Below are 20,070 nucleotides of genomic sequence, written 5' to 3' on the forward strand. Positions count from 1 at the left end.
GATGAGACGCGATGCCCTGAAACCGAAATCTATCTGCGCAAATCCACCAAAGGACACCTCATGGGACGGAACTCTTATCGGCTCACCGCCGCGGTAGCCGCCCTCGCCCTCGGCACGCTCGCGGCACCGTTCGCGCATGCCGAACCCGCGCCGCTGAACGGGCTGTTCGCACTGGCCCCTGGCGTCTGCTCGGGCGGCGCGGTGACCGGCAGTTTCTTCCGGATGATCCTGCCGACGGGTGACGCGGGCGGTCCCTACCTGGCGAACAGCGACTCGGGTTGCAGCGACCAGACGGTGACGACGCTGTCCGCGGGCAGCGACGGCGGCCTGGTCAGCGGCACTTATCAGCCGCAGCCCGCCGCCGCATTCGACGCCGCGGGCAATGCGCAGTCGGGCCGGGTCACCCGGCCGGTCCGCTTCTACGGCGTCGACTTCGCCACCGCGACCAACCCCACCGATCCGCAGACCGGCGGCGGCACCGGAGTGCCGCAGCTGTTCTCCGACGGCGGGCAGCTCTCCGGCGATCTGAGCAGCCTCGGGGTCACCTGGAACAACCAGGTGTTCAACCAGGGCGCACCGAAACCCGGCGGTGGACTGCCCGGCAAGACCAGTCCGGTGCACGGCACCATCGACGGCTCGGGCAATTTCGTGATCGAGTGGACCAGCCAGATCGTCGGCGGTCCGTTCAACAATTTCACCGGCCTGTGGCATCTGGCCGGGCAATACCGTGGCGGCAGTGTTCCGCAGGCCGCACCGGCGGCCGCACCTATCGCACCAGCGCCCGCCGCCGCCCCGCCCGCTCCCGGTGCTCCGGCGGCACCTGCTCCGCCCGCTGCGCCTGCTCCGGCGGCCGCACCGGATGCCGTGCCGGTAGCGCAGGGTCAGGCACCGGCCGCCCGCACCGATCCGGTGCTGGCGTCCAAGACGATCGAGGTCCCGCGCGGACGGCACACCCCGGCCTGGGTGGTGCCGACGCTGTTCGTCGTGGCGGTCGCGGCGGCCGGAGTGTTCTTCAACGCGGACCGGATCGTCCGTCGGCAACGGCAGTGACCACCGTGTCGGGGCTGCCCACCTATTCGGAGTTCGTCTCGAATCCGGAACCCGCGCCCCCACGGCCCGCGAAGCGGTGGCCGTTCGTGCTGATCATCGTGCTCGGCGCGCTCTTGGTCCTCGCCCCCGTCGGCACCGGCATGTTTCCGCGAGCGGCCAAGGGGGAGGCGATGATCGACGCGTTCGGGCCGTATATGACGCGGTCGAGTATCGACGGCTACCGCCACGATCTCCAGGTGCTCGACGATGCCAGGACGAACGTGGTCACGCTGCAGCAACGTGGGCAGCAGCCGGGGAGCTACGACCGGGTCGACCAGTTCGCCCGTGACTACCCGGAGATCCACTACCACATGTCCGGGATGATCGGCGCGATCGATGACAATCGGAACAACTACGAAAAGCTCTCCGGGGTAGTACCTTTCGGTACCTTGCCGTGGTTGTTCGCGCTGCCCGGTGTGGTTCTCGCCGGTGCAGGCGTGCTGGGATTCCGGCGCGCGCAGGCCGGGAAGCAGGCCTTGGCCTGGCGTTCGTTCGCCGCACTCGCCGCGCTCGGCTTGATCGCCGTGCCGCTGTTCGGTGGGCTGTTCCCCGCCTCGCCCGCGGCCCAACCGCTGATCAATGACCTGCGCCCGATCCTCACCCATGACGAGGTCCGAAAGTTGCAGGGCTATTTCGTCACTCTCGTCGCGGCCGACGGCGAACTCAACAGCCGCTACACCGCCGCCGTCCGCACCGCCCACCCGGACGCCGACCTCACCGGCATCACCACCCTCGAAACCCGTTGGCAGCCGATGACTTCCCGGCTCGCAGCGCTCATCGGGGCGATGAACGACAACGTCCGCAACTTCGATGCCGTTGTCGCGCTGAACGACTCGACGCGCCCGTTGGGCTTCGGTGCATTTCGCGGTTTGGGCTTCTTTTACCTGGTTCCGGGCATCTTCGCGCTCGCCGCCACGGTGGAGGGCCTTCGGCTGCCGACTCGACCGAGGGGAAACGGCGGCACGGCTGTGGCCGACGCGGCCAGAGCGCCCACTTCACCTGGCGGTGAGCAGAAATGAGCACGGTCGACACCGAACGAAGCAGGAGGCGATCCGGCATGAGCGCACGGCAATTGATCGCGGTGACAATGCTTGCCGCACTGGCGCTGGTGGTGTCCGGATGTTCGAGTGGTGATGACGCTTCCTCGTCGAGCGGTCCCGAGCCGCTGGTCGGCTTGCTCCGGTTCACACCGGGTTCGGTGTCCGGGGACAGCGTCGCCGGTACCTGGTTCCGGATGGTTCAGCCCGGTGGCACGCCGGATAAAGGTCCCTACATGCCCAACGGTGATTCGCCCGCGCAAGGCGGCTCGACGACCCTGCTGGAGCCGGGTACTGCGGGCGGCCTGCGCACCGGCGGATACCAGAGCGAACCGAAGCCCGGCTTCGCACAAGGGAATTCGTTATCAGCGTCGATCACCAAGCCGACCAAGTTCTTCGCGGTCGAGTTCGGCATCTCCACCAATCCGGTGGACCCGCAGACCCAGCGCAGAGTGCCGCCGCCGACGGTGACCAACGACGGCGGCAAGTTGACGGCGGACGTGTCGTCCTGGGCGGCCTCGTGGAACGACCAGGAGTTCAATCAGGGCGCGCCGAAGCCGCCGGAAAAGCAGGACGCCCAGGTGGCGGGCGCCGAACAGGTGCAGAAGGTGTGGGACTGGGTCGCCAAGCAGTGGTTCGACAAGCCGACCTCCGATGCCGCCCAAGGTCCTTCGGCCACCGGCAGTTACGACGCGAAAACTCGCAAGTTCACCCTCCAGTGGACCAGCCTCATCGTCGGGGGGCCGTTCAACGGCTTCACCGGCGTCTGGCACCTGGAGGGGGTATTCGAACCAGCCGCCGCCGCACCGAATTCGCCTGCGCCGTCGGTCAAATAGACATCAGAAGGAGTACGGTCCGATGAGTTCTCGCACGACGTCCCGGCCGGCGCTGGCCAGTGCCATCCGCGCGGTAGCCGCGCTGACGGTCATCGGCAGCGCCGTCGCGGCTACCGCGCTGACGGTCCGCCAAGACGATGACGTCACCGCCGTGGTAGTCACCCAGGAGCAGACGGCCGCCGGCGCACGGCCCGCCGCGCCGCAGGCCCCGGCCGATCCACCGGGTGCCCCGGCTCCGGCAGCCCCGGCTCCGAACGCCCCCGCACCGGGCGGGCCCGCGCCCGCTACCTCGGTACCGCTGGGCTCGGGCGGTGCACCCACCGCCGTCGCCATCAACCCGGGTGCGGGCACACCAGCCGCGCCGTCGGCACCGGGTGCCGGTGCGCCGAACAGTTCCGTACCACTGGGTGCGGGCGCGCCGAACAGTTCCGTCCCGCTCGGCGGCTCGGGGGCCACCAACCCGTTCGCGGCCGCCCCCGTCGGCACGCAGCCCGCGTGCCCCCTCGGCTGGCCTGCCCCGAAGCAGCAGGGCGGGCTCGCCTCGCTGATCGGGCTCGCGCCGCTGGCCGGTCCGTTCTCCTCGGAAGCGTTCGCTCTCGGCTCGGTCTATCAGCCGATCCTGCAACTGGCGGGCCCGGTCCTGGCCGAGGTCGCCCCGGTGATCGCGCACTACCAGCCAGCGATCGATCCGTTCATCACTCAGGTGCAGGGTGTGGAAGCCGTTGTCCTGCAAGCGATCCTGCCCTACTACGGGCCCTACCGGGACCAGCTCATCGCCGCCGAGGGTGAGCTCGCCAAGGTGCTGGCCCCCATCCTCACCCGCGCCTACAACAGCGAAATCGCCTCCTGCTTCGTCGCCTGGCAAGGCCAGATCATCGACCAGGCGAAGGGCGGCCACATCACCGTTGCCTCCCTCGCCCACCCTGGCACCGTCGTAGAACTCGGCCCCGAGTCCTGACTCCGCGCACCTCCTGGTGTCCCGCGCACGGATTCGCCGTACATTTCGAACGCGGCATGACGGGACGTGCGCGGGCGACGGCGCTGGTGCGCGGGATCGGTGATCTCCGGTTGCGGCGCGGGTAGCCGGACATAATGGGCGCATGGCGACAGACCATCGGGTGGCTGTGCGGAAGCTGGTCGAGCAGGGCGTGCTGACCGAGGCGCAGTTCGAGGCGGTCATGGGGACGCTGGCGGCGGACGAGCAGCGGCCGCGGGGGAAGATTGTGGCCGAGATCGCGGCGTATATCGGTGCCGGGCTGGTGTTCGGTGGGATCGCACTGGTGATCGGGTCGTCCTGGGACGGTCTTTCCCGCGGTGGACAGGTCGCGGTGCTGATCGCCGTGTCGATCGGGCTCGTCCTCGGTGCGCTCGCGCTGGTCGGTGGGCCGTCCCAGCTGTTCGGACGGGCCGCACCCGGCTCCAGGGTCCGGCTCGCGGCCGCCTTGCTCGCGCTCGCCACCGGATCGATCGCCGGGACGGTGGGGACCGCATTGGACAACGGTTCCACCGACGCGGGGAAATGGGCGGTGCTCGCCGGTTTGGCGGCGGCCGTGCTCGGTTATGTCGCCGTGCCGTCAGTGATCGGCATGCTCGTCTGCGGGGTTTTCAGCGCCGCGGTGATACCGAGCGTGCTCGGTGATCGAACAGGTGTCGCCGAGGTGTGGATCGGACTCGGCATGCTCGTGGTCGGCGGAATATGGTTCGCGCTCAGCCGGATCGGCGGCTTCGTCGAGACCTGGCTGGGATATGCGATCGGGGTCGGTATCTCGCTGATCGGTGCGCTGGTCGTCGATGTCGATGACTGGTGGTGGGCGTTTTTGCTCAGCCTGCTGGTGGCCGCGGTCTGCTTCGCGCTGTTCGCTCAGCAGCGTTCGACGGTGCTCGTCGTCGGCGGCGGCCTCGCGGTCGCGCTCGCGACGGGTCAGGCGGTTACCGAGTGGACCGACAGCGTGCTGGCCGCCGCGGTCGCGGTGCTGGTGGTCGGCGCCGTGGTGCTCGGGATCGGCGCGTACCTACTCACCAAGGCGCCGAAACCGGCGGCCTAGGACCGTTCGCTCACTGTGCGCTGCCTGACGTGGGATGAATCACATCGGTTATATACATGGACGTCCAACTATAGGATGACCGCATACCGCTCCGCGGTGTCATGGTCGGCTACGAGACAGGACTGGCATGGTTCGCGAACTCACTCACTTCATCGGCGGGCAGCACGTCGCGGGTACCTCCGGCAACTTCGGTGACGTCTTCGACCCGAATCTCGGCCAGGTGCAGGCGCGCGTGCCGCTGGCGAGCAAGGCCGAGGTCGCGGCGGTCATCGCCAATGCCGAAGCGGCGCAGCAGGTGTGGGCCGCATTCAACCCGCAGAAGCGGGCCAGGGTGCTGATGCGCTTCCTCGCGCTGGTGCAGGACGAGATGGATTCGCTCGCCGCGCTGCTCTCTTCGGAGCACGGCAAGACCATTGCCGATGCCAAGGGCGATATCCAGCGCGGTCTGGAAGTCATCGAGTTCGCCACCGGCATCCCGCACCTGCTCAAGGGCGAGTACACCGAGAGCGCGGGCACCGGCATCGACGTCTACTCGATGCGCCAGCCGCTCGGCGTCGTCGCGGGCATCACCCCGTTCAACTTCCCCGCCATGATCCCGCTGTGGAAGGCGGGCCCCGCGCTGGCCACCGGAAACGCGTTCGTGCTCAAGCCGTCCGAGCGCGACCCGTCGGTGCCGCTGCGGCTGGCCGAGCTGTTCCTCGAGGCCGGACTGCCGCCCGGTGTGTTCAACGTCGTCAACGGCGACAAGGTGGCCGTCGACGCGCTGCTGCACGACCCGAGGATCAAGGCCGTCGGCTTCGTCGGCTCCACCCCGATCGCCCAGTACATCTACGAGACCGCGACCGCGAACGGCAAGCGCGCCCAGTGCTTCGGCGGCGCCAAGAACCACGCGATCGTCATGCCGGACGCCGACCTCGACGATGTCGCCGACCAATTGATCGGCGCCGGTTACGGTTCCGCGGGCGAGCGGTGCATGGCCATCTCGGTGGCCGTGCCGGTCGGCGAGGAGACCGCGGACCGTCTGCTGGCCAAGCTCACCGAGCGGGTGCACAAGCTCAACATCGGCCGCTCCGACGATCCCGGCGCCGACTACGGCCCGCTGGTCGGCAAGGACGGCGTGGACCGGGTGAACAACTACGTCCAGATCGGCATCGATGAGGGGGCCGAGCTGGTGGTGGATGGACGCGGCGTGACCGTCGCGGGTGCCGAGGACGGGTACTTCGTCGGCGCAACGCTTTTCGACAAGGTCACCCCGGAAATGCGGATCTACCGGGAAGAGATCTTCGGCCCCGTGTTGGCCGTGGTCCGGGCCAAGGACTACGAGGAAGGCCTGCGCCTGGCCAACGAGCACGAATACGGCAACGGCGTAGCGATTTTCACCCGCGACGGCGACACCGCCCGGGACTTCGCGGCCCGCGTGCAGGTCGGCATGGTCGGCATCAACGTGCCGATCCCGGTCCCGATCGCGTACTACACGTTCGGTGGGTGGAAGCGTTCCGGCTTCGGCGACCTCAATCAGCACGGCCCGGACTCGATCCGCTTCTACACCAAGACCAAGACCGTCACGCAGCGCTGGCCCTCCGGCCTCAAGGAGAGCAACGCGTTCGTCATCCCGACGATGGACTGATCGCATGTTCACCCTCGACGAAGACGAGAAGGCGATCCGCGACACCGCGCGTGGTTTCGCGGACGAGTTCCTCGCGCCGAACGCGCTGGAATGGGATGAGCAGAAGCACTTTCCGGTCGACGTGCTGCGCAAGGCGGGGCCGCTGGGCCTCGGCGGCATCTACGTCCAGGAGGACGTAGGCGGTTCGGGTCTGCGCAGGCTCGATGCCGTGCGTATCTTCGAGCAGCTCGCCACCGGTTGCCCGGCCATCGCGGCCTACATCTCCATCCACAACATGGCCAGCTGGATGATCGACAGTTACGGCAACGACGCGCAGCGCCACCACTGGCTGCCGCGGCTGACGTCGATGGAGCTGTTGGCGAGCTACGCACTGACCGAACCAAATGTCGGCTCGGACGCGGCGGCGCTGAGCACCAAGGCCGTTCGGGACGGTGACGCCTACATCTTCAACGGCGCAAAGCAATTCATCTCCGGCGCGGGCGCCACCGATGTGTACGTGGTCATGGCGCGCACGGCCGACGCGGGCGCACGCGGCGTTTCGGCGTTCATCGTGCCCGCCGATACTCCTGGAGTCTCGTTCGGCGCCAACGAAAGAAAGATGGGCTGGCACGCACAGCCCACCCGTCAGGTGCTCTTCGACGACGCCAGGGTGCCCGCGGCGAACCTGCTCGGCGCCGAGGGCGACGGCTTCCGTATCGCGATGAACGGCCTCAACGGCGGGCGGTTGAATATTGCCGCCTGCTCGGTCGGCGGTGCGCAGGCGGCGCTGGACAAGACCGTGCCGTATCTGGCCGAACGCCGCGCGTTCGGCAAGCCGTTGCTGGACAACGACGCACTGCGGTTCGACCTCGCCGATATGCGTACCGAATTGGAGGCCGCCCGCACCCTGCTGTGGCGGGCCGCGGCGGCGCTCGATGCCGACGCGCCGGACAAGGTCGAGTTGTGCGCCATGGCCAAGCTGTTCGCGACCGACGCCGGTTTCGAGGTCGCCAACAAGGCGCTTCAACTGCACGGCGGCTACGGTTACCTGGCCGAGTACGGCCTGGAGAAAATCGTCCGGGATCTGCGGGTGCACCAGATCCTCGAAGGCACCAACGAAATCATGCGGGTGGTTGTCTCCCGCGCGGTGGCAGGAGCGGCATGACCGAACCGGAAGTTCTCCTCGAGAAGCAGGATGGCTTGGGGCTCATCACCTTGAACCGCCCCAAGGCCATCAACGCGCTCAATCACTCGATGGCACTTGCCATCAGCGATGCGCTGCGGACCTGGGCAACGGATGACGAGGTGCGCACCGTCGTCGTCACCGGGGCCGGTGAGCGCGGGCTGTGCGCGGGCGGCGACATCGTCGCCATTCACACCGACGCCAAGAGCGGTGCGGCGGGCGCAGATTCGCCCACCGGCCGCTTCTGGCGCGACGAGTACGTACTCAACGCGCTGATCGGCCGCTACCCGAAGCCCTACGTGGTGGTGATGGACGGCATCGTGATGGGCGGCGGGGTCGGCCTGTCCGGCCACGGCAGCCACCGGATCGTCACCGAACGATCCAAGATCGGCATGCCCGAGGTCGGCATCGGCTTCATCCCGGATGTCGGTGGCACCTACCTGCTTTCGCGCACACCCGGTGAGATCGGCACGCACGTCGCGCTGACCACGGCCCGGATGGGTGCGGGTGACGCCATCGCGGCCGGCTTCGCGGACTACTACGTCGCCGCCGAACACCTTCCGGCACTGCTGGACACGCTGCGCACCGAGCCCGCGGAGATCGCGATCGCCAAGTTCGCCACGGCCGCACCGGAATCCGGCCTGGTCGCGCAGCGGGACTGGATCGACGCCTGCTACCGCGCCGACAGTGTCGAGGAGATCGTCGCCCGCCTGCAGGCGCACGATTCGCCCGAAGCCGCCAAGGCGGCCGCGGATATTCTCACGAAATCGCCTGTCGCGTTGAAGGTCACGCTACGGTCGTTGCGCTCGGCACGGACCGCGCCGAGCCTGGAAGCGGTGCTGAACGAGGAGTACCGGGTCTCCATCGCGGCGCTGTCCTCGTCCGATCTGGTGGAGGGCATCCGCGCGCAGGTGATCGACAAGGACCGCAATCCGCGGTGGTCGCCGGCGACCCTCGCCGACGTCAGCACCGCGCAGGTCGACGCATACTTCGCCGAATTGGGCGATCAGGAACTGGGTTTGGTGAGCAATGACTGAGAAGATCGGATTCCTCGGCCTCGGCCACATGGGCGCGCCGATGGCGGCAAACCTGGTCAAGGCCGGATATGAAGTGCTGGCCTACGATCCGGTGCCCGCCGCGCAGGAGCAGGCCAGCCGGGACGGCGCCACCGTGGTGAGCACGGCCGCCGAAGCGGCGGCCGCCGGCGTCGTCATCACCATGCTGCCCAACGGGAAACTGGTTCTCGACGTCTACGCCGAACTGCTACCCGCCGCCAAGCCGGGCACCCTGTTCATCGACTGCTCCACCATCGACGTCGCCGACGCCAAGTCCGCCGCCGTCCTCGCCATCGGCGCGGGCCACCGTGCCCTGGACGCGCCCGTCTCGGGCGGCGTCGCCGGTGCGGCGGCAGGCACCCTGACCTTCATGGTCGGTGGTGGCGCCGAAGACTTCGCCGCGGCCCTGCCGCTGCTCGAGGTGATGGGCGGCAAGGTCGTGCACTGCGGCGGCTCCGGCGTCGGCCAGGCCGCCAAGATCTGCAACAACATGCTCCTCGGCGTCTCCATGATCGCGCTGTCCGAAGCCCTGGTCCTCGGCGAGAAACTCGGCCTGAGCCACCAGTCGTTCTTCGACGTCGTCTCCACCGCCTCCGGCCAGAGCTGGGCGCTGACCAGCTACTGTCCCGTCCCCGGCCCGGTCCCCACCAGCCCCGCCAACAACGACTATCAGCCCGGTTTCGCCACCGCGCTGATGAACAAAGACCTCGGCCTCGCCGCAAACGCATTGCGCGAGAACGGCATCGACGGGCAGGTCGGCCTGCTCGCCGCGGAGATCTACAACCGGTTCAACCAGACGTCCGGCGGACGGGACTTCTCCGCTATCGTCGAGGAAATCCGTAACCGTTCCGACCGAGAAGGTGCCTAAAAGATGGACGCATCGCGTAGCGATTCTGTGGGGGGCGGGCCCGAGTTCGAGACGATTCTGCTGGAGCGCAAGGGCCGGGTCGGCTGGATCACGCTGAACCGTCCGAAGGCGCTCAACGCGCTCAACGCGCAGGTCCTCGATGACGTGATCGCCGCGCTGGACGAGCTGGAGCGCGACGACGAGATCGGAGCGGTGGTCATCACCGGGTCGGACCGGGCCTTCGCGGCCGGTGCCGACATCAAGGAGATGCAGCCGAAGTCGTACATGGACATGTTCCTGAACGACTATTTCGCGCGCTGGGACCGGCTCGCCCAGTTCCGCAAGCCCACCATTGCCGCGGTCGCCGGGTACGCCCTCGGCGGCGGCTGTGAGCTGGCCATGATCTGCGACATCCTGATCGCGGCGGACACGGCGAAGTTCGGCCAGCCGGAGATCAAGCTCGGCGTCATTCCCGGCATCGGTGGCTCGCAGCGGCTCACCCGCGCGGTCGGCAAGGCCAAGGCGATGGATCTGGTGCTCACTGGTCGCAACATGGACGCCGAGGAGGCAGAGCGCGCGGGACTGGTTTCGCGCATCGTGCCCGCGGGTGAACTGCTCGACACCGCGCTCGAGGTGGCCGAGACGATCGCGTCGATGTCGTTGCCGGTCACCATGATTGCGAAGGAGGCGGTCAACCGTTCCTTCGAGACCACGCTCGCCGAGGGGCTGCGCTTCGAACGCCGGGTGTTCCACTCGCTGTTCGCCATCGATGATCAGAAGGAAGGCATGACCGCCTTCGTTGAGAAGCGTCCGGCGAAGTTCACCAACCGCTGATCGGTGCTCCGCCGGTCCGAGTTGCTGCCGGGCGGGCGGGGCAATCGCCCGAAAGGCGGGGGCAATCGCGCGAAAGCCGGGGCGGCCCCGGCAGAATGCGGATCCACTTAGCTCGGATGTTCGCCCGCTATCCGAAATGCGACGGCGACGGTACGACGATCTCCATCGGCGTCGGCGTGGTGCCATGGTTCGGTTCGGCCGAACTCTTGTCCATGGCAAGGATTCCCGCGATGGTCGCGCCGAGCGCCGCCGTCACCGCGACGGCGGCGATGAGCTTGCGGCGGTCCACCGGGCCGTGCACCAGCGAGGCCGACAGCGCCGCACCCGCCCGGGCGCGCGGCATCCGCACATCGCCGCTGTGCCGCTCGGCGGCGAGCAATACCGCGCCGCGCGCCGAAACGTAGTCCGGCTCCGGGTCATAGATGATCGGCAGGTCGATCAGCTCGGCCAGTTCCTCCCGAATGCTCGGATTGCGGGTGCAGCCGCCGAGCAGCACCAGTGCCTTGGGCTCGACGCCGCTCTCCTCGATCAGCTGGTGCACGAACGAGGCCGAATGATGAATGCTCGCGGCGCACAATTCGGCCAGGTCACTGCGGGTGACCACCTCACGGCCGCCGGAAATCGGGTCGATCGCGGTGACCACTCGCTCGCTGCTCAACGCCTCCCGATGCCTGCGGCTGGTCAGCTTGTCGGTGAGCACGCCGCCGCGCGCGAGCTGCCAGCGCAGCAGGGCGTCGTAGCCGTCGCCGCCGAGCACCGTACTGCGTTTGCCTGCCAGGATGGTGTCGGTGCGGCAGTCGGCGTGCGTGATGGTCAGCCCGGACGTGCCGAGGTCGTAGAGGAGCACTGAGCCCTCGTCGGGCAACTGCCCGGTAAACCGCAGATAGCGCAGCTGGGCCAGCGGTTCGTCGACGATGGTGAGGCGGTTGCGGCCCGCGACGGACCGGATGGCGTCGGCGTGCATGGTGCAGCGGCAGGTCACGGCGGTTCCGGTGACCAATTCGTCGCGCCGGTCCGCGGCGCCACGCATCTGGCGGATCGCCTCGAAAACGGGTTCTTCGACGCCGCCACCGGCGCGGCGCGGTACCTCGCAGCGGTCGATCGGGGGGAGGTGTGGCTGATCGGAATGCGTCAGCATCGCGCGTGCGCCGCCAGCGCCCGCCGACACCCCCAAGACCAGCACCATGGTTTACATGGTGAACCCTTTCTGGCCCGCTGCCAAGACAACAGGCTGGGAAATTCGCTAGTTGGATGCCGGACCGTTACCGGTTGGTCAATCGGAGCGTGTATTGGACCGTCCAGTACGGCCGTCGCGTGCCGGGCTAGGTCGCGGACCAGTGCGCCTGTTCATCACCGGTGTCGAAGTCGCCTGCGGCATGTCGGAATTCCGCCAATAGCTGTAGCAGGGTGTGCAGCCGATCCGGCGGCAGGCCGGGCAGTGCGAAGACCTTGGTATTGAGTTCCTCGGTCGCCTGCGCGACCAATTCCCTTCCGGCGTCGGTGATCTCGATCAAGGTCGCGCGCCGGTCGGTGGGGTGCGGCACCCGCTCGACCAGCTTCGCCGCCTCGAGTCGATCGACGGTATTGGTCACGCTGGTGGGGTGCACCTGCAACCGTGCGCTGGCCTTCGCCATCGGTAGCGCGCCGGTCTTGCTGAAGCTCAGCAGCATGAGCAGTTCGTACCGGGAGAAGGTCAAACCGGTCGGTTTCAGTGCCTCGTCCACTCGCGCCATCACGATTTGCTGGGCCCGCACCAGGGAGGTCACCGCGGCCATGCCATCGGCCACGTCCCCCCAGCCGTGGCCGACCCATTGGCGATGGGCCTCCTCGATCGGATCGAGCGGAAGTGGGCGTGGCCGAGACATGTTCCGATCATTCCATGCGGGTGGGCGCGGATCGGGGACATCCAGGGGGACTTCGGATCACACTGTCTTCGAATCGAACGCGTTCTTCGAATCAGAGTGAGCGCAAGGGTGGGCCGGAGCGCCAGTTCGGGGCACTATCAATCGCGAGGCGGGCGTGGCTGAGTGGTTGAGGCAACGGTCTGCAAAGCCGTTTACGCGGGTTCAATTCCCGCCGCTCGCTCCAACCGGGTTCGAGGGTCGCCTCAGGCGACGACGCTCGGTTCGGCGTACGCCACCGCCGAACCGAGCACCTCGAGTCGCACGCGCTGGCCGACGGCCGGGGCGGCGACGCTGGCCCGGCGCACGCGTACCGCGTCGCCGCGGCCGTCCAGTGCGATGGTGAGCATTACGTCGGCGCCACGGAATTCGACCTCCCTGACCACGCCACTGTCCGCGTCGCCATTCGAAACGACATGGGCGACAAGCTGTTCCGGGCGCATCATGATGGTCGCCTGGCCACTGGGCGCGGACTTCTGCACGGGGATCCGGCCGAGCACGCACTCGGCCACCTCGTCGGCCACCACCGCGTCCAGCAGCACGCAATCGCCGAGGAAGCGGGCGGTGAACAGGTCCTTCGGCGCGGCGTAGACCTGTTCTGGCGCGCCGACCTGGGTGAACCGGCCGTCCCGCATCACCGCGACCTGCTCGGCGAAGCACAGCGCCTCTTCCTGGTCGTGGGTGACCAGGATGCTGGTCATGCCCGCCGCGCGCAGCGTATCGGCGACGGCCTGCCTGGTCGTCGCGCGCAGTCCGGCGTCGAGCGCGCTGAACGGTTCGTCCAGCAGCATCACATCGGGCTTGCGGGCCAGCGCGCGGGCCAGTGCGACGCGCTGCTGCTGGCCACCGGAGAGCTGGTGCGGGCGGCGGTCGGCGTAGGAGGGGTCCAGCGAGACCATCTCGAGGAGCTCATCGACCCGGCGCTTGCCAGCGCGCCACCCGGTGAACCCGTTGCGCAGTCCGTAGGCGATGTTCTGGCCGACTGTCAGATGCGGAAACAATGCGCCGTCCTGGGCGACGTAACCGATATTGCGGCGCTGCGGCGGCACCGAGAATCCGTCGCGGGCAACGGTTTCCGAGCCGATCGCGACCGATCCCGCGTCCGGCGTCTCGAATCCGGCAACGACCCGCAGCAGCGTCGTCTTCCCGCAGCCGGAGGAGCCAACCACCGCGGTCGACGTCCGATCCGGCACCGCGAGGGTGATCCCGTCGAGCACGCGGTGACGGCTGAACGTCTTCGAAACATTCTCGACGACAAGCTGACTCATATACCGGCCGCCTTCCGGGATTGGGTGAACAGCAGATAGGTCACCGGCACCGCCGCGACGATCATGATCAGCGCGTAGGGTGCGGCAGCCGCGTAGTCCAATTCGCCGGAAAGCGACCAGAACCGCATGGCCAGCGTGCGAGTCCCGTTGGGCGCCAACAGCAGCGTCGCGGTCAATTCGGTCGCGACCGCGACGAATACCAGCGCGGCGGCCGAGGCGGCGGCGGGTGCGGTGAGCCGCAGGGTGACTCGCACGAAGGTGGCCGGGCCGGACTTACCGAGCGAGCGTGACACCTCTTCCAGTCCGATCGGCACCTGCGCGAGCCCGGCCCGCACGCTGACCAGCGCGCGGGGCAGAAACAGCAGCACGTAGGCGGCGACCACCATGGTCACCGTCTGATAGAGCGGCGGCGCCCACCGGATGGTCACCGTCACCATCGCCAGCGCGATGACGATGCCGGGCAGCGAACTGGTGATGTAGTTGGCGCCCTCCACCATTCGGGCGAACACCGAGGTGGACCGGACCGCGATCCAGGCGACCGGGAACGCGCACAGCGTGGTGAGCAACGCCGCCGCCGCGGCGAGCCCGACGGTCTGTCCGAGCGCCTCGCCGATCTCGGTGAAATCCCACACCTGCGCGCCGCCGATGCGCAGCCACCGGCCGATCGTCCACAGCGGGACACCGAGCGCGCCGATGGTCACCACGGCGAGCGCGGCCAGCACCGGAATCGTGCCGGACCCCAACCGGATCCGCGCGGTGGCCCGCGGCGCACCACTGCCGATCCTGGCGTAGCGGGCCCGGCCGCGCAGCCCCGCCTCACCCGCGAGCAGCACCAGACAACACAGCACGAGAACACCGGCCAGCATGCTGCCCGCGGGACCGGCGAAACTGGACTGGTACTGCTCGAAGATCGCGGTGGTGAAGGTGTCGAAGCGAATCATCACGAACGCGCCGTACTCGGCGAGCAGGTGCAGCGCGATGAGCAGCCCGCCACCCAGAATGGCCAACCGCAACTGCGGCAACACGATTCGCGCGAACACCGCCACCGGCCCGGACCCGAGTGCCCGCGCGGACTCCTCCACCGCGGGGTCGAGGCGGCGTAGCGTGGCCGCCGCGGGCAGATAGACCAGCGGGAAGTACGACATGGTGGCGATGACCACCCCGGCCGAGAGGCCGTGCATGGTCGGGAACGCGCTGACCCAGGCGTAGCTGTTCACGAACGCCGGTACCGCCAGCGGCGCCGCGAATATCGGCCCCCACCAAGCCTTTCCGGGCACATTGGTGCGTTCGACCACCCAGGCGAGGCCGACCCCAAGCAGCACGCAGATGGGCACCGTGCACACCACCAGGCCGACCGTATTGGCCAGCAGCTGACCGACTCTGGGCCGGAACACCAGCTCCGCCGCCTGACTCGGCCCGGTCGCGAAGATCTCGGACACGATGTAGCCCAGCGGCACGAACGTCGCCGCCACCAGCAGCAGGGCGACGGTCGTGACGAGGGGCCCCGGTCGGCCGACCCGGGGCCCGGCGACAACGGTCCGAAGGGCCACGGCTAGAGCAGGCCCGCCTCGGTCATCAGCGCGGTGACCTTCTTGGCGTCCAGCTCGGACGGATCGACGACGGGCGCCTGCAGGTCGGCCAGCGGCGGCAGGGCCGGATTTGCGGCGACATCACTGGCGACCGGGTACTCCATCGAGTCGCCGTCGCGCAGCACCTGCTGGCCCGCCTTGCCGACGATGAACGCCAGGAACTTCTGCGCCGACTCCTGCTTCTTGCTCGACTTCAGCACGCCGCCGCCGGAGACGCTGACGAACGCGCCGGGATCCTGGTTCTTGAAGTAGTGCAGCGCGGTGTGGCTGCTGCTCTCCTTGGTCTTGGCCTGGTCGCGGTACCAGTAGTAGTGATAGATCACGCCGCCGTCCGGATTGCCCGAATCGACCGCCTTCATGGTGGCCACATTGTTCGGAAAGGCGGTCGCGTTCTCCTTCATGCCCTTCAGCCAGGCGCGGGTGGCGTCCTCGCCCTTCAGCGCGAGCAGGGCGGCCACGATGGCCTGGAAATCGGCGCCGGAGACGCCCGCGCCCCAGCGTCCCTTCCACTGCGGCTGCGCGAGGTCGAGCAGCGAGGCGGGCAGCTGGTCGGCCGCCACCTTGTCCTTGTTGTAGACGAAAACCGTTGAGCGGGCGGCGACTCCGGTCCATTTGCCGGTGGACGGACGGAATTGCGCTGGCACCTGGTCGAGCGTCGGCTTGTCCACGTCGGCGAACAGACCGGCGTTTTCCACCAGTGCCATGGCGGGGGAATTCTCGGTGAGGAAGACGTCGGCGGGCGATGCGCCGCCCTCGGCGACGAGCTGGTTGCCCAGCGCCGTATCGCCGCCCTGCCGCAACGTGACCTTGATGCCGGTCTCCTTGGTGAACGCGGCCACCCACTCTTTGGTGAGCGATTCGTGTTGCGCGTTGTAGACCGTGATGTCTTTCGCGTCGTCGTCGGAGGAATTCGAGCATGCCTGGATGCTCAGCGTCGCTACCGTGACTGCCAGTACTACGGAGATCTTTTTCCAACCGACGGGCATCAGCTCGGTCCTTCCGCGTCGAATTCCCCATACATGTTGATGAGGCTTACCTAAGGAACATACCGCGTCCGACGTGCGCGGATGATATCGGTCCTGCAGCGGCGCGGCCGAAATTCCGGTGCGGTTATTCGAGTCCCGAGAAATCGCGTAGCACAACGTGATTGCGGTCCGCGGTGGTGCCGAGGGTGTAATCGGGGAGTAGGCCGAAGTATTCGCCCCTGGTGGTGGCGCTCCAGCGGCGGGCGGCGTCGGTGCGGGTCTTGTAGAAGTTGACCATGTAGCCGCCTTCGTACAGGCGGAGCAGGCTGTATCCGCCCGGGTATTCCTTCACCGCGGCGACTTCCAGGAATTCGACGGCGCACGCGGTGTCGGGGCGGGTGCGCCGATTGCGGTGGGTGTGGCCGCTGTGCTGGAGGAAAACGCCAGGGGAGCGCGCGTACCTGGCTTGGAGTTCGGCGCTGTCGCGGCCGTTCAGCACGAAACCCGGGCCGGCAAGATTGGTGAAGCCGGATTCGATAGTGACCGGGTGGTGGCCGAAGACCAGGGTCGGCCGGTCCGGGTCGTCGCGCAGCCGGTCGGTGAACTGGTCGAATTGCGGGCGGTCGATGGTGCCGCCGGAGCCGTCGAGTTCACTGGTGTCTAGGCCGAGCAGGCGCAGGCCGCCGACCTCGTGCTCGATCAGCTGCTGGCGTGGGGTGAACGCCTCGGCAAAGCAGTCGTGATGGTCGGCGGGTGCGGGAGGACAACCGGCATAGTCCGGTCCGACGTGCGGACGATCGTGGTTGCCGCGCACGACCAGGTAGTCGCTGCCCATGGTGCCCCAGTCGTCGAGTTGCGCGCGGACGCCACGGGCATCCGGCAAGGACGCTTCGTCGGTGAGATCACCGGCGATCAGCAGCAACTCGGCGCCACGGTCGGGGCGGCGCAGGTCGTCGAGCATGGCCGCCAGCATCACCTCGGGGTATGGCGGCACATCCTGGCGGAAGCCGGGTGGCAGTCCGGCGACGAGCAGGCCGCTGACCTCTTCGCCGTAGTGCACGTCGTTGGCCAGGGCGAGGGTGCGCAGCGGGCGGCCGGGCGGCGGCACCAAGGTGGTGAATTCGCCGGTGGATTCGGGAGTTCCTGGGCTCAGTGTCGTCAAGGAAAGGGCCGGTATCGCGCGCACGCCGTGCGACCACGCCTCGAAACGGTAAGTGCGGCCGGGTTCGAGGCCGCCGATCTCCGCGTAGTGGAAGGGCGTCGGTCGCGGGTCGGCGTGCACCGGAACCGGCGTGCGCGCCGAATCAGCCGGAGCCAGGCGAACTTCCGCGTCGGCATCCACCGGCATGAGCCGTCCGGCGAGGTCGGGTGCCACCGTCGTCCAGGTGAGGATCGCCGACCGGTCGGTGATGGTGACCACTTCCAGATCGGTCGCGATCAGCGGATGCGGTTGGGCCCGAGCCGAACTCGGTCGCGCCAACGGCAGCAGGGCGGTCAGGCCGATGGCGCCGAGCAAGGTTCGCCGGGACGGCCCGCAACACCCGCTGGTCAATTCTGAGCCGAGGTCGCGGAGCAGACCTTCCACTTACCGTCTTCCTTCTTCAGGTGTTCGGTGGTGCTGGTGTCGATATCGGGTGCGTGACCGGGAAGTTCCAAGGTGAGCTTGCCGGTGATGTGCGCGGTCGCGGCGTCACCGGTGATCATGATGCGGTCGATCCTATCGAGGTCGACCGCGACTGTCGCCGAGGCGAACTGTTGCTTCTGTTCCTCCGGCAGCGCGTCGAACTCGGCCCGATCCGCCGCGCACGCCGTGGCCGCGGCGGCCTCGAACCCCTTCGACTCGAGCGTGTCGTAGAAGTCGTGGATCGCCACTTCGATCCGCTTGGTATCGGAGGCGAACGGACCCTTCCCCTGTGCGGTCAGCACGGCCCCGATCACCACCGCACCGCCGAGCCCGAGCAGTAGCACCGCCACCAGCCCGACGATCAGAACGACCTTGCTTTTCTTCGACGGCCGTTGCCCGCTCGGCGGTCCCGGCGGCGGATATTCGGCCGGTGGGTAATCCGTCGGTGGCGGATAACCGGTGGGTTCCGCTGGCTGCTGCGGAAACTGCGGATCCTGGGACGGGGGCTGCCCGCCCGGCGGATAAGTCATGGTCTGGCCCTCCGTCAGCCCCCCTCGGCTCTCCTGAAGGCTACGGCAACCGGGTTCCCGGACGAGCGAAAAGAGACGTCGATCAGTGCCACCGGCCGGGAGTCACCATTTCGTAGGATGTGGTCGTCGTGGGGCAGGCGATATGGTCCGGACGTGGTGTTATCCATGAAAGCGCAGCGTGACCGACCCGGCATCGCCATTCGGCTGGGGGTGGTTTTCGCGGCTGTGACGGTCTGGTGGCTGGTGCTGTTCCACGGCGTAGCCGCGGTGACCGGCGACGAATACACCCGCGGTGGTCATGTGGTGCGTGCGGTGGGTGCGACCGTGTTCACGGTGCCGTTGATCTATGCGGCACGGCGGTTTCTCGACCGGCAGCCCTGGTCCGGGCTCGGCTGGTCATCCGTGGGACGTGGTTCGCGCGCCTTCCTGTTCGGCGCCGCGTGCTGGGGCATTCCCGCCTTCTTGTCCATGGCCGTAATGCTGTGGCTCGGTTGGGCGGATCTCACGTTGCGGACATCGCTGCCGGAAGTCTTTCCGCCGCTCCTCGGCCTCGTCGCGCTGGTGCTGCTGTATGAAGCTGTTCCGGAGGAGCTCATTTTCCGCGGCTACTTCTTCACGAATCTGGCCGAGCGGTGGTCTACCGGAATAACTGTTGTCGCACAGGCGGCGCTTTTCACGGGATGGGGAGTGCTGATCGGCGCGGCGGGAGCGGTCGATCGCGTAGTGCTGTTCTTCGCGTTCGCCCTTGTGCTCGGCGCGATTCGGGCTACGACCGGAAACCTATTGGCATGCATGGGTTTCCACGCCATGTTCCAGCTGACTACCCAATTTCTCGCCAACAAGTGGAATTACATCGATCTCGACGATCCCGATATGGCCATTGTGGGACTGGCTTTCGTCGTGATCCCGTTTGTCAGTACCGCAATCCTGCTCTGGGCAATGGCCCGGCGGCGGCGACGGGGCTGAGCATTCACGACTTCGGCGGGACCGACCGTCCCGCGAACGCGGCGAGCCGGTCGATCGCCGGGGCGGTGTCCTCGATGTGCTGTGCCTCGGCGAATTGGGCGCCGCGCGGCCGGATGGCGAGTTGCTCCTGCAGGAAGGCCAGCGATTGTTCGGCGAGTTCGCCGGGCAGCCGCGCCGGAATCCCGGTGGCCTGCGCCAGATCCCAGCCGTGCGTGACCAGATCGGCGAGCCGAAGCCGCAATTGCTCGGCCAACGGGCCGGAATGGGATCGCTCGCGAATCTCGGGGTGGTCGAAAATGGCAAGCAACGATGAGGCGGAGGTCCGGTAGGCCTCGACCGGGTCGTCGCCGAGCAGGTCGGCGCCGCGCTCGGGGAGCGGGCTGTCGTTGATCAGCGCCGCGAACGTCAGATTCACCGTCACCAGATGTTCGACCACATCCCGCACATTCCATGCGCTACATGGCGTCGGCGCTGTCCACTGATCGTCCCGCACACCGGCCAATAGGTCGCCGACGGCTGCGGACGCACGCGCGAGATCCTCGACAGAAGCGGTCACACGGCGAGACTACGGCGTGCCGTGCGGCGCCGCCACGGGTTTCGCGGGGTAGCCCCGGAACGCTGGACCGCCGCCCAAGCAGGTCGACCGTTCAACTCTGAGCGGCAATTGATTCCCATCCACGGGTGCCTCGGCAACG

The 20,070-nt window shown here is 67.9% G+C and carries 19 protein-coding genes and 1 tRNA gene; 12 read left to right on the top strand and 8 right to left on the bottom strand.

The window, feature by feature from the left end; all coding sequences use genetic code 11:
* The first annotated feature begins 60 nt into the window (after positions 1-60).
* The 10 genes from KV110_RS06615 to KV110_RS06660 all read left to right on the top strand — a co-directional run bounded on the left by KV110_RS06615 (position 61) and on the right by KV110_RS06660 (position 10,532).
* On the top strand, positions 61-1,050 hold the full coding sequence (locus KV110_RS06615) for a hypothetical protein (protein ID WP_218474330.1): 990 nt from the start codon (positions 61-63) through the stop codon (positions 1,048-1,050).
* Positions 1,047-2,108, top strand: a complete 1,062-nt coding sequence (locus tag KV110_RS06620) for a hypothetical protein (protein WP_218474332.1) — start codon at positions 1,047-1,049, stop codon at positions 2,106-2,108. The genes KV110_RS06615 and KV110_RS06620 overlap by 4 nt, the downstream gene beginning before the upstream one ends.
* 38 nt (positions 2,109-2,146) lie before the next feature.
* A complete protein-coding gene (locus KV110_RS06625; protein ID WP_218474333.1) occupies positions 2,147-2,962 on the top strand; it encodes a hypothetical protein in 816 nt (271 codons plus the stop codon).
* A 22-nt stretch (positions 2,963-2,984) separates the two neighbouring features.
* Entirely contained in the window at positions 2,985-3,920 is a 936-nt protein-coding gene (locus KV110_RS06630; RefSeq protein WP_218474335.1) for a hypothetical protein, read from the top strand.
* 142 nt (positions 3,921-4,062) lie between these two features.
* Complete coding sequence (locus tag KV110_RS06635) at positions 4,063-5,007, top strand: DUF2157 domain-containing protein (RefSeq protein WP_218474337.1); 945 nt, start codon at positions 4,063-4,065, stop codon at positions 5,005-5,007.
* A 127-nt stretch (positions 5,008-5,134) separates the two neighbouring features.
* On the top strand, positions 5,135-6,634 hold the full coding sequence (locus KV110_RS06640) for a CoA-acylating methylmalonate-semialdehyde dehydrogenase (protein ID WP_218474338.1): 1,500 nt from the start codon (positions 5,135-5,137) through the stop codon (positions 6,632-6,634).
* Between the two features lie 4 nt (positions 6,635-6,638).
* Complete coding sequence (locus KV110_RS06645) at positions 6,639-7,778, top strand: acyl-CoA dehydrogenase family protein (protein ID WP_218474340.1); 1,140 nt, start codon at positions 6,639-6,641, stop codon at positions 7,776-7,778.
* Entirely contained in the window at positions 7,775-8,833 is a 1,059-nt protein-coding gene (locus KV110_RS06650; RefSeq protein ID WP_218474341.1) for an enoyl-CoA hydratase/isomerase family protein, read from the top strand. Before KV110_RS06645 ends, KV110_RS06650 begins: the two co-directional genes overlap by 4 nt.
* Positions 8,826-9,719, top strand: a complete 894-nt coding sequence (gene mmsB / locus KV110_RS06655; protein ID WP_218474343.1) for a 3-hydroxyisobutyrate dehydrogenase — start codon at positions 8,826-8,828, stop codon at positions 9,717-9,719. Before KV110_RS06650 ends, mmsB begins: the two co-directional genes overlap by 8 nt.
* A 3-nt stretch (positions 9,720-9,722) precedes the next feature.
* Entirely contained in the window at positions 9,723-10,532 is an 810-nt protein-coding gene (locus KV110_RS06660) for an enoyl-CoA hydratase (RefSeq protein ID WP_218474345.1), read from the top strand.
* A gap of 127 nt (positions 10,533-10,659) precedes the next feature.
* On the opposite strand, the gene KV110_RS06665 is transcribed toward KV110_RS06660, so the two are convergent.
* Together KV110_RS06665 and KV110_RS06670 are read right to left on the bottom strand one after the other, a co-directional pair.
* Positions 10,660-11,718 carry an Hsp70 family protein gene (locus KV110_RS06665; RefSeq protein ID WP_218474347.1) on the bottom strand — a complete coding sequence of 353 codons (1,059 nt, stop codon included), beginning with the start codon at positions 11,716-11,718 and terminating at the stop codon, positions 10,660-10,662.
* A gap of 136 nt (positions 11,719-11,854) precedes the next feature.
* Complete coding sequence (locus KV110_RS06670; RefSeq protein WP_218474349.1) at positions 11,855-12,397, bottom strand: MarR family winged helix-turn-helix transcriptional regulator; 543 nt, start codon at positions 12,395-12,397, stop codon at positions 11,855-11,857.
* Positions 12,398-12,545: 148 nt separating this feature from the next.
* On the opposite strand from KV110_RS06670, the gene KV110_RS06675 reads away from it, so the two are divergent.
* Positions 12,546-12,620, top strand: a tRNA-Cys gene (locus KV110_RS06675).
* A 19-nt stretch (positions 12,621-12,639) separates the two neighbouring features.
* Here the strand turns inward: KV110_RS06675 and KV110_RS06680 are convergent.
* The 5 genes from KV110_RS06680 to KV110_RS06700 all read right to left on the bottom strand — a co-directional run bounded on the left by KV110_RS06680 (position 12,640) and on the right by KV110_RS06700 (position 18,409).
* Positions 12,640-13,701, bottom strand: a complete 1,062-nt coding sequence (locus KV110_RS06680) for an ABC transporter ATP-binding protein (protein ID WP_218474351.1) — start codon at positions 13,699-13,701, stop codon at positions 12,640-12,642.
* Entirely contained in the window at positions 13,698-15,251 is a 1,554-nt protein-coding gene (locus tag KV110_RS06685; RefSeq protein ID WP_218474353.1) for an ABC transporter permease, read from the bottom strand. Before KV110_RS06685 ends, KV110_RS06680 begins: the two co-directional genes overlap by 4 nt.
* A gap of 2 nt (positions 15,252-15,253) precedes the next feature.
* Positions 15,254-16,276 carry an iron ABC transporter substrate-binding protein gene (locus KV110_RS06690; RefSeq protein ID WP_218474355.1) on the bottom strand — a complete coding sequence of 341 codons (1,023 nt, stop codon included), beginning with the start codon at positions 16,274-16,276 and terminating at the stop codon, positions 15,254-15,256.
* Between the two features lie 124 nt (positions 16,277-16,400).
* The gene (locus tag KV110_RS06695; RefSeq protein ID WP_246634374.1) at positions 16,401-17,840 is read right to left on the bottom strand and encodes a metallophosphoesterase; all 1,440 of its coding nucleotides are present in this window, start codon (positions 17,838-17,840) and stop codon (positions 16,401-16,403) included.
* Positions 17,804-18,409, bottom strand: a complete 606-nt coding sequence (locus KV110_RS06700) for an Rv0361 family membrane protein (protein ID WP_218474357.1) — start codon at positions 18,407-18,409, stop codon at positions 17,804-17,806. The genes KV110_RS06695 and KV110_RS06700 overlap by 37 nt, the downstream gene beginning before the upstream one ends.
* A gap of 165 nt (positions 18,410-18,574) precedes the next feature.
* On the opposite strand from KV110_RS06700, the gene KV110_RS06705 reads away from it, so the two are divergent.
* Positions 18,575-19,375 (top strand): CPBP family intramembrane glutamic endopeptidase, encoded by an 801-nt coding sequence (locus KV110_RS06705; protein WP_218474359.1) that lies wholly within the window; start codon positions 18,575-18,577, stop codon positions 19,373-19,375.
* Between the two features lie 4 nt (positions 19,376-19,379).
* On the opposite strand, the gene KV110_RS06710 is transcribed toward KV110_RS06705, so the two are convergent.
* Positions 19,380-19,931 carry a TIGR03086 family metal-binding protein gene (locus KV110_RS06710; RefSeq protein WP_218474361.1) on the bottom strand — a complete coding sequence of 184 codons (552 nt, stop codon included), beginning with the start codon at positions 19,929-19,931 and terminating at the stop codon, positions 19,380-19,382.
* Positions 19,932-20,070: the final 139 nt, after the last annotated feature.

The sequence above is a fragment of the Nocardia iowensis genome (genome assembly GCF_019222765.1).
Lineage (GTDB): Bacteria > Actinomycetota > Actinomycetes > Mycobacteriales > Mycobacteriaceae > Nocardia > Nocardia iowensis.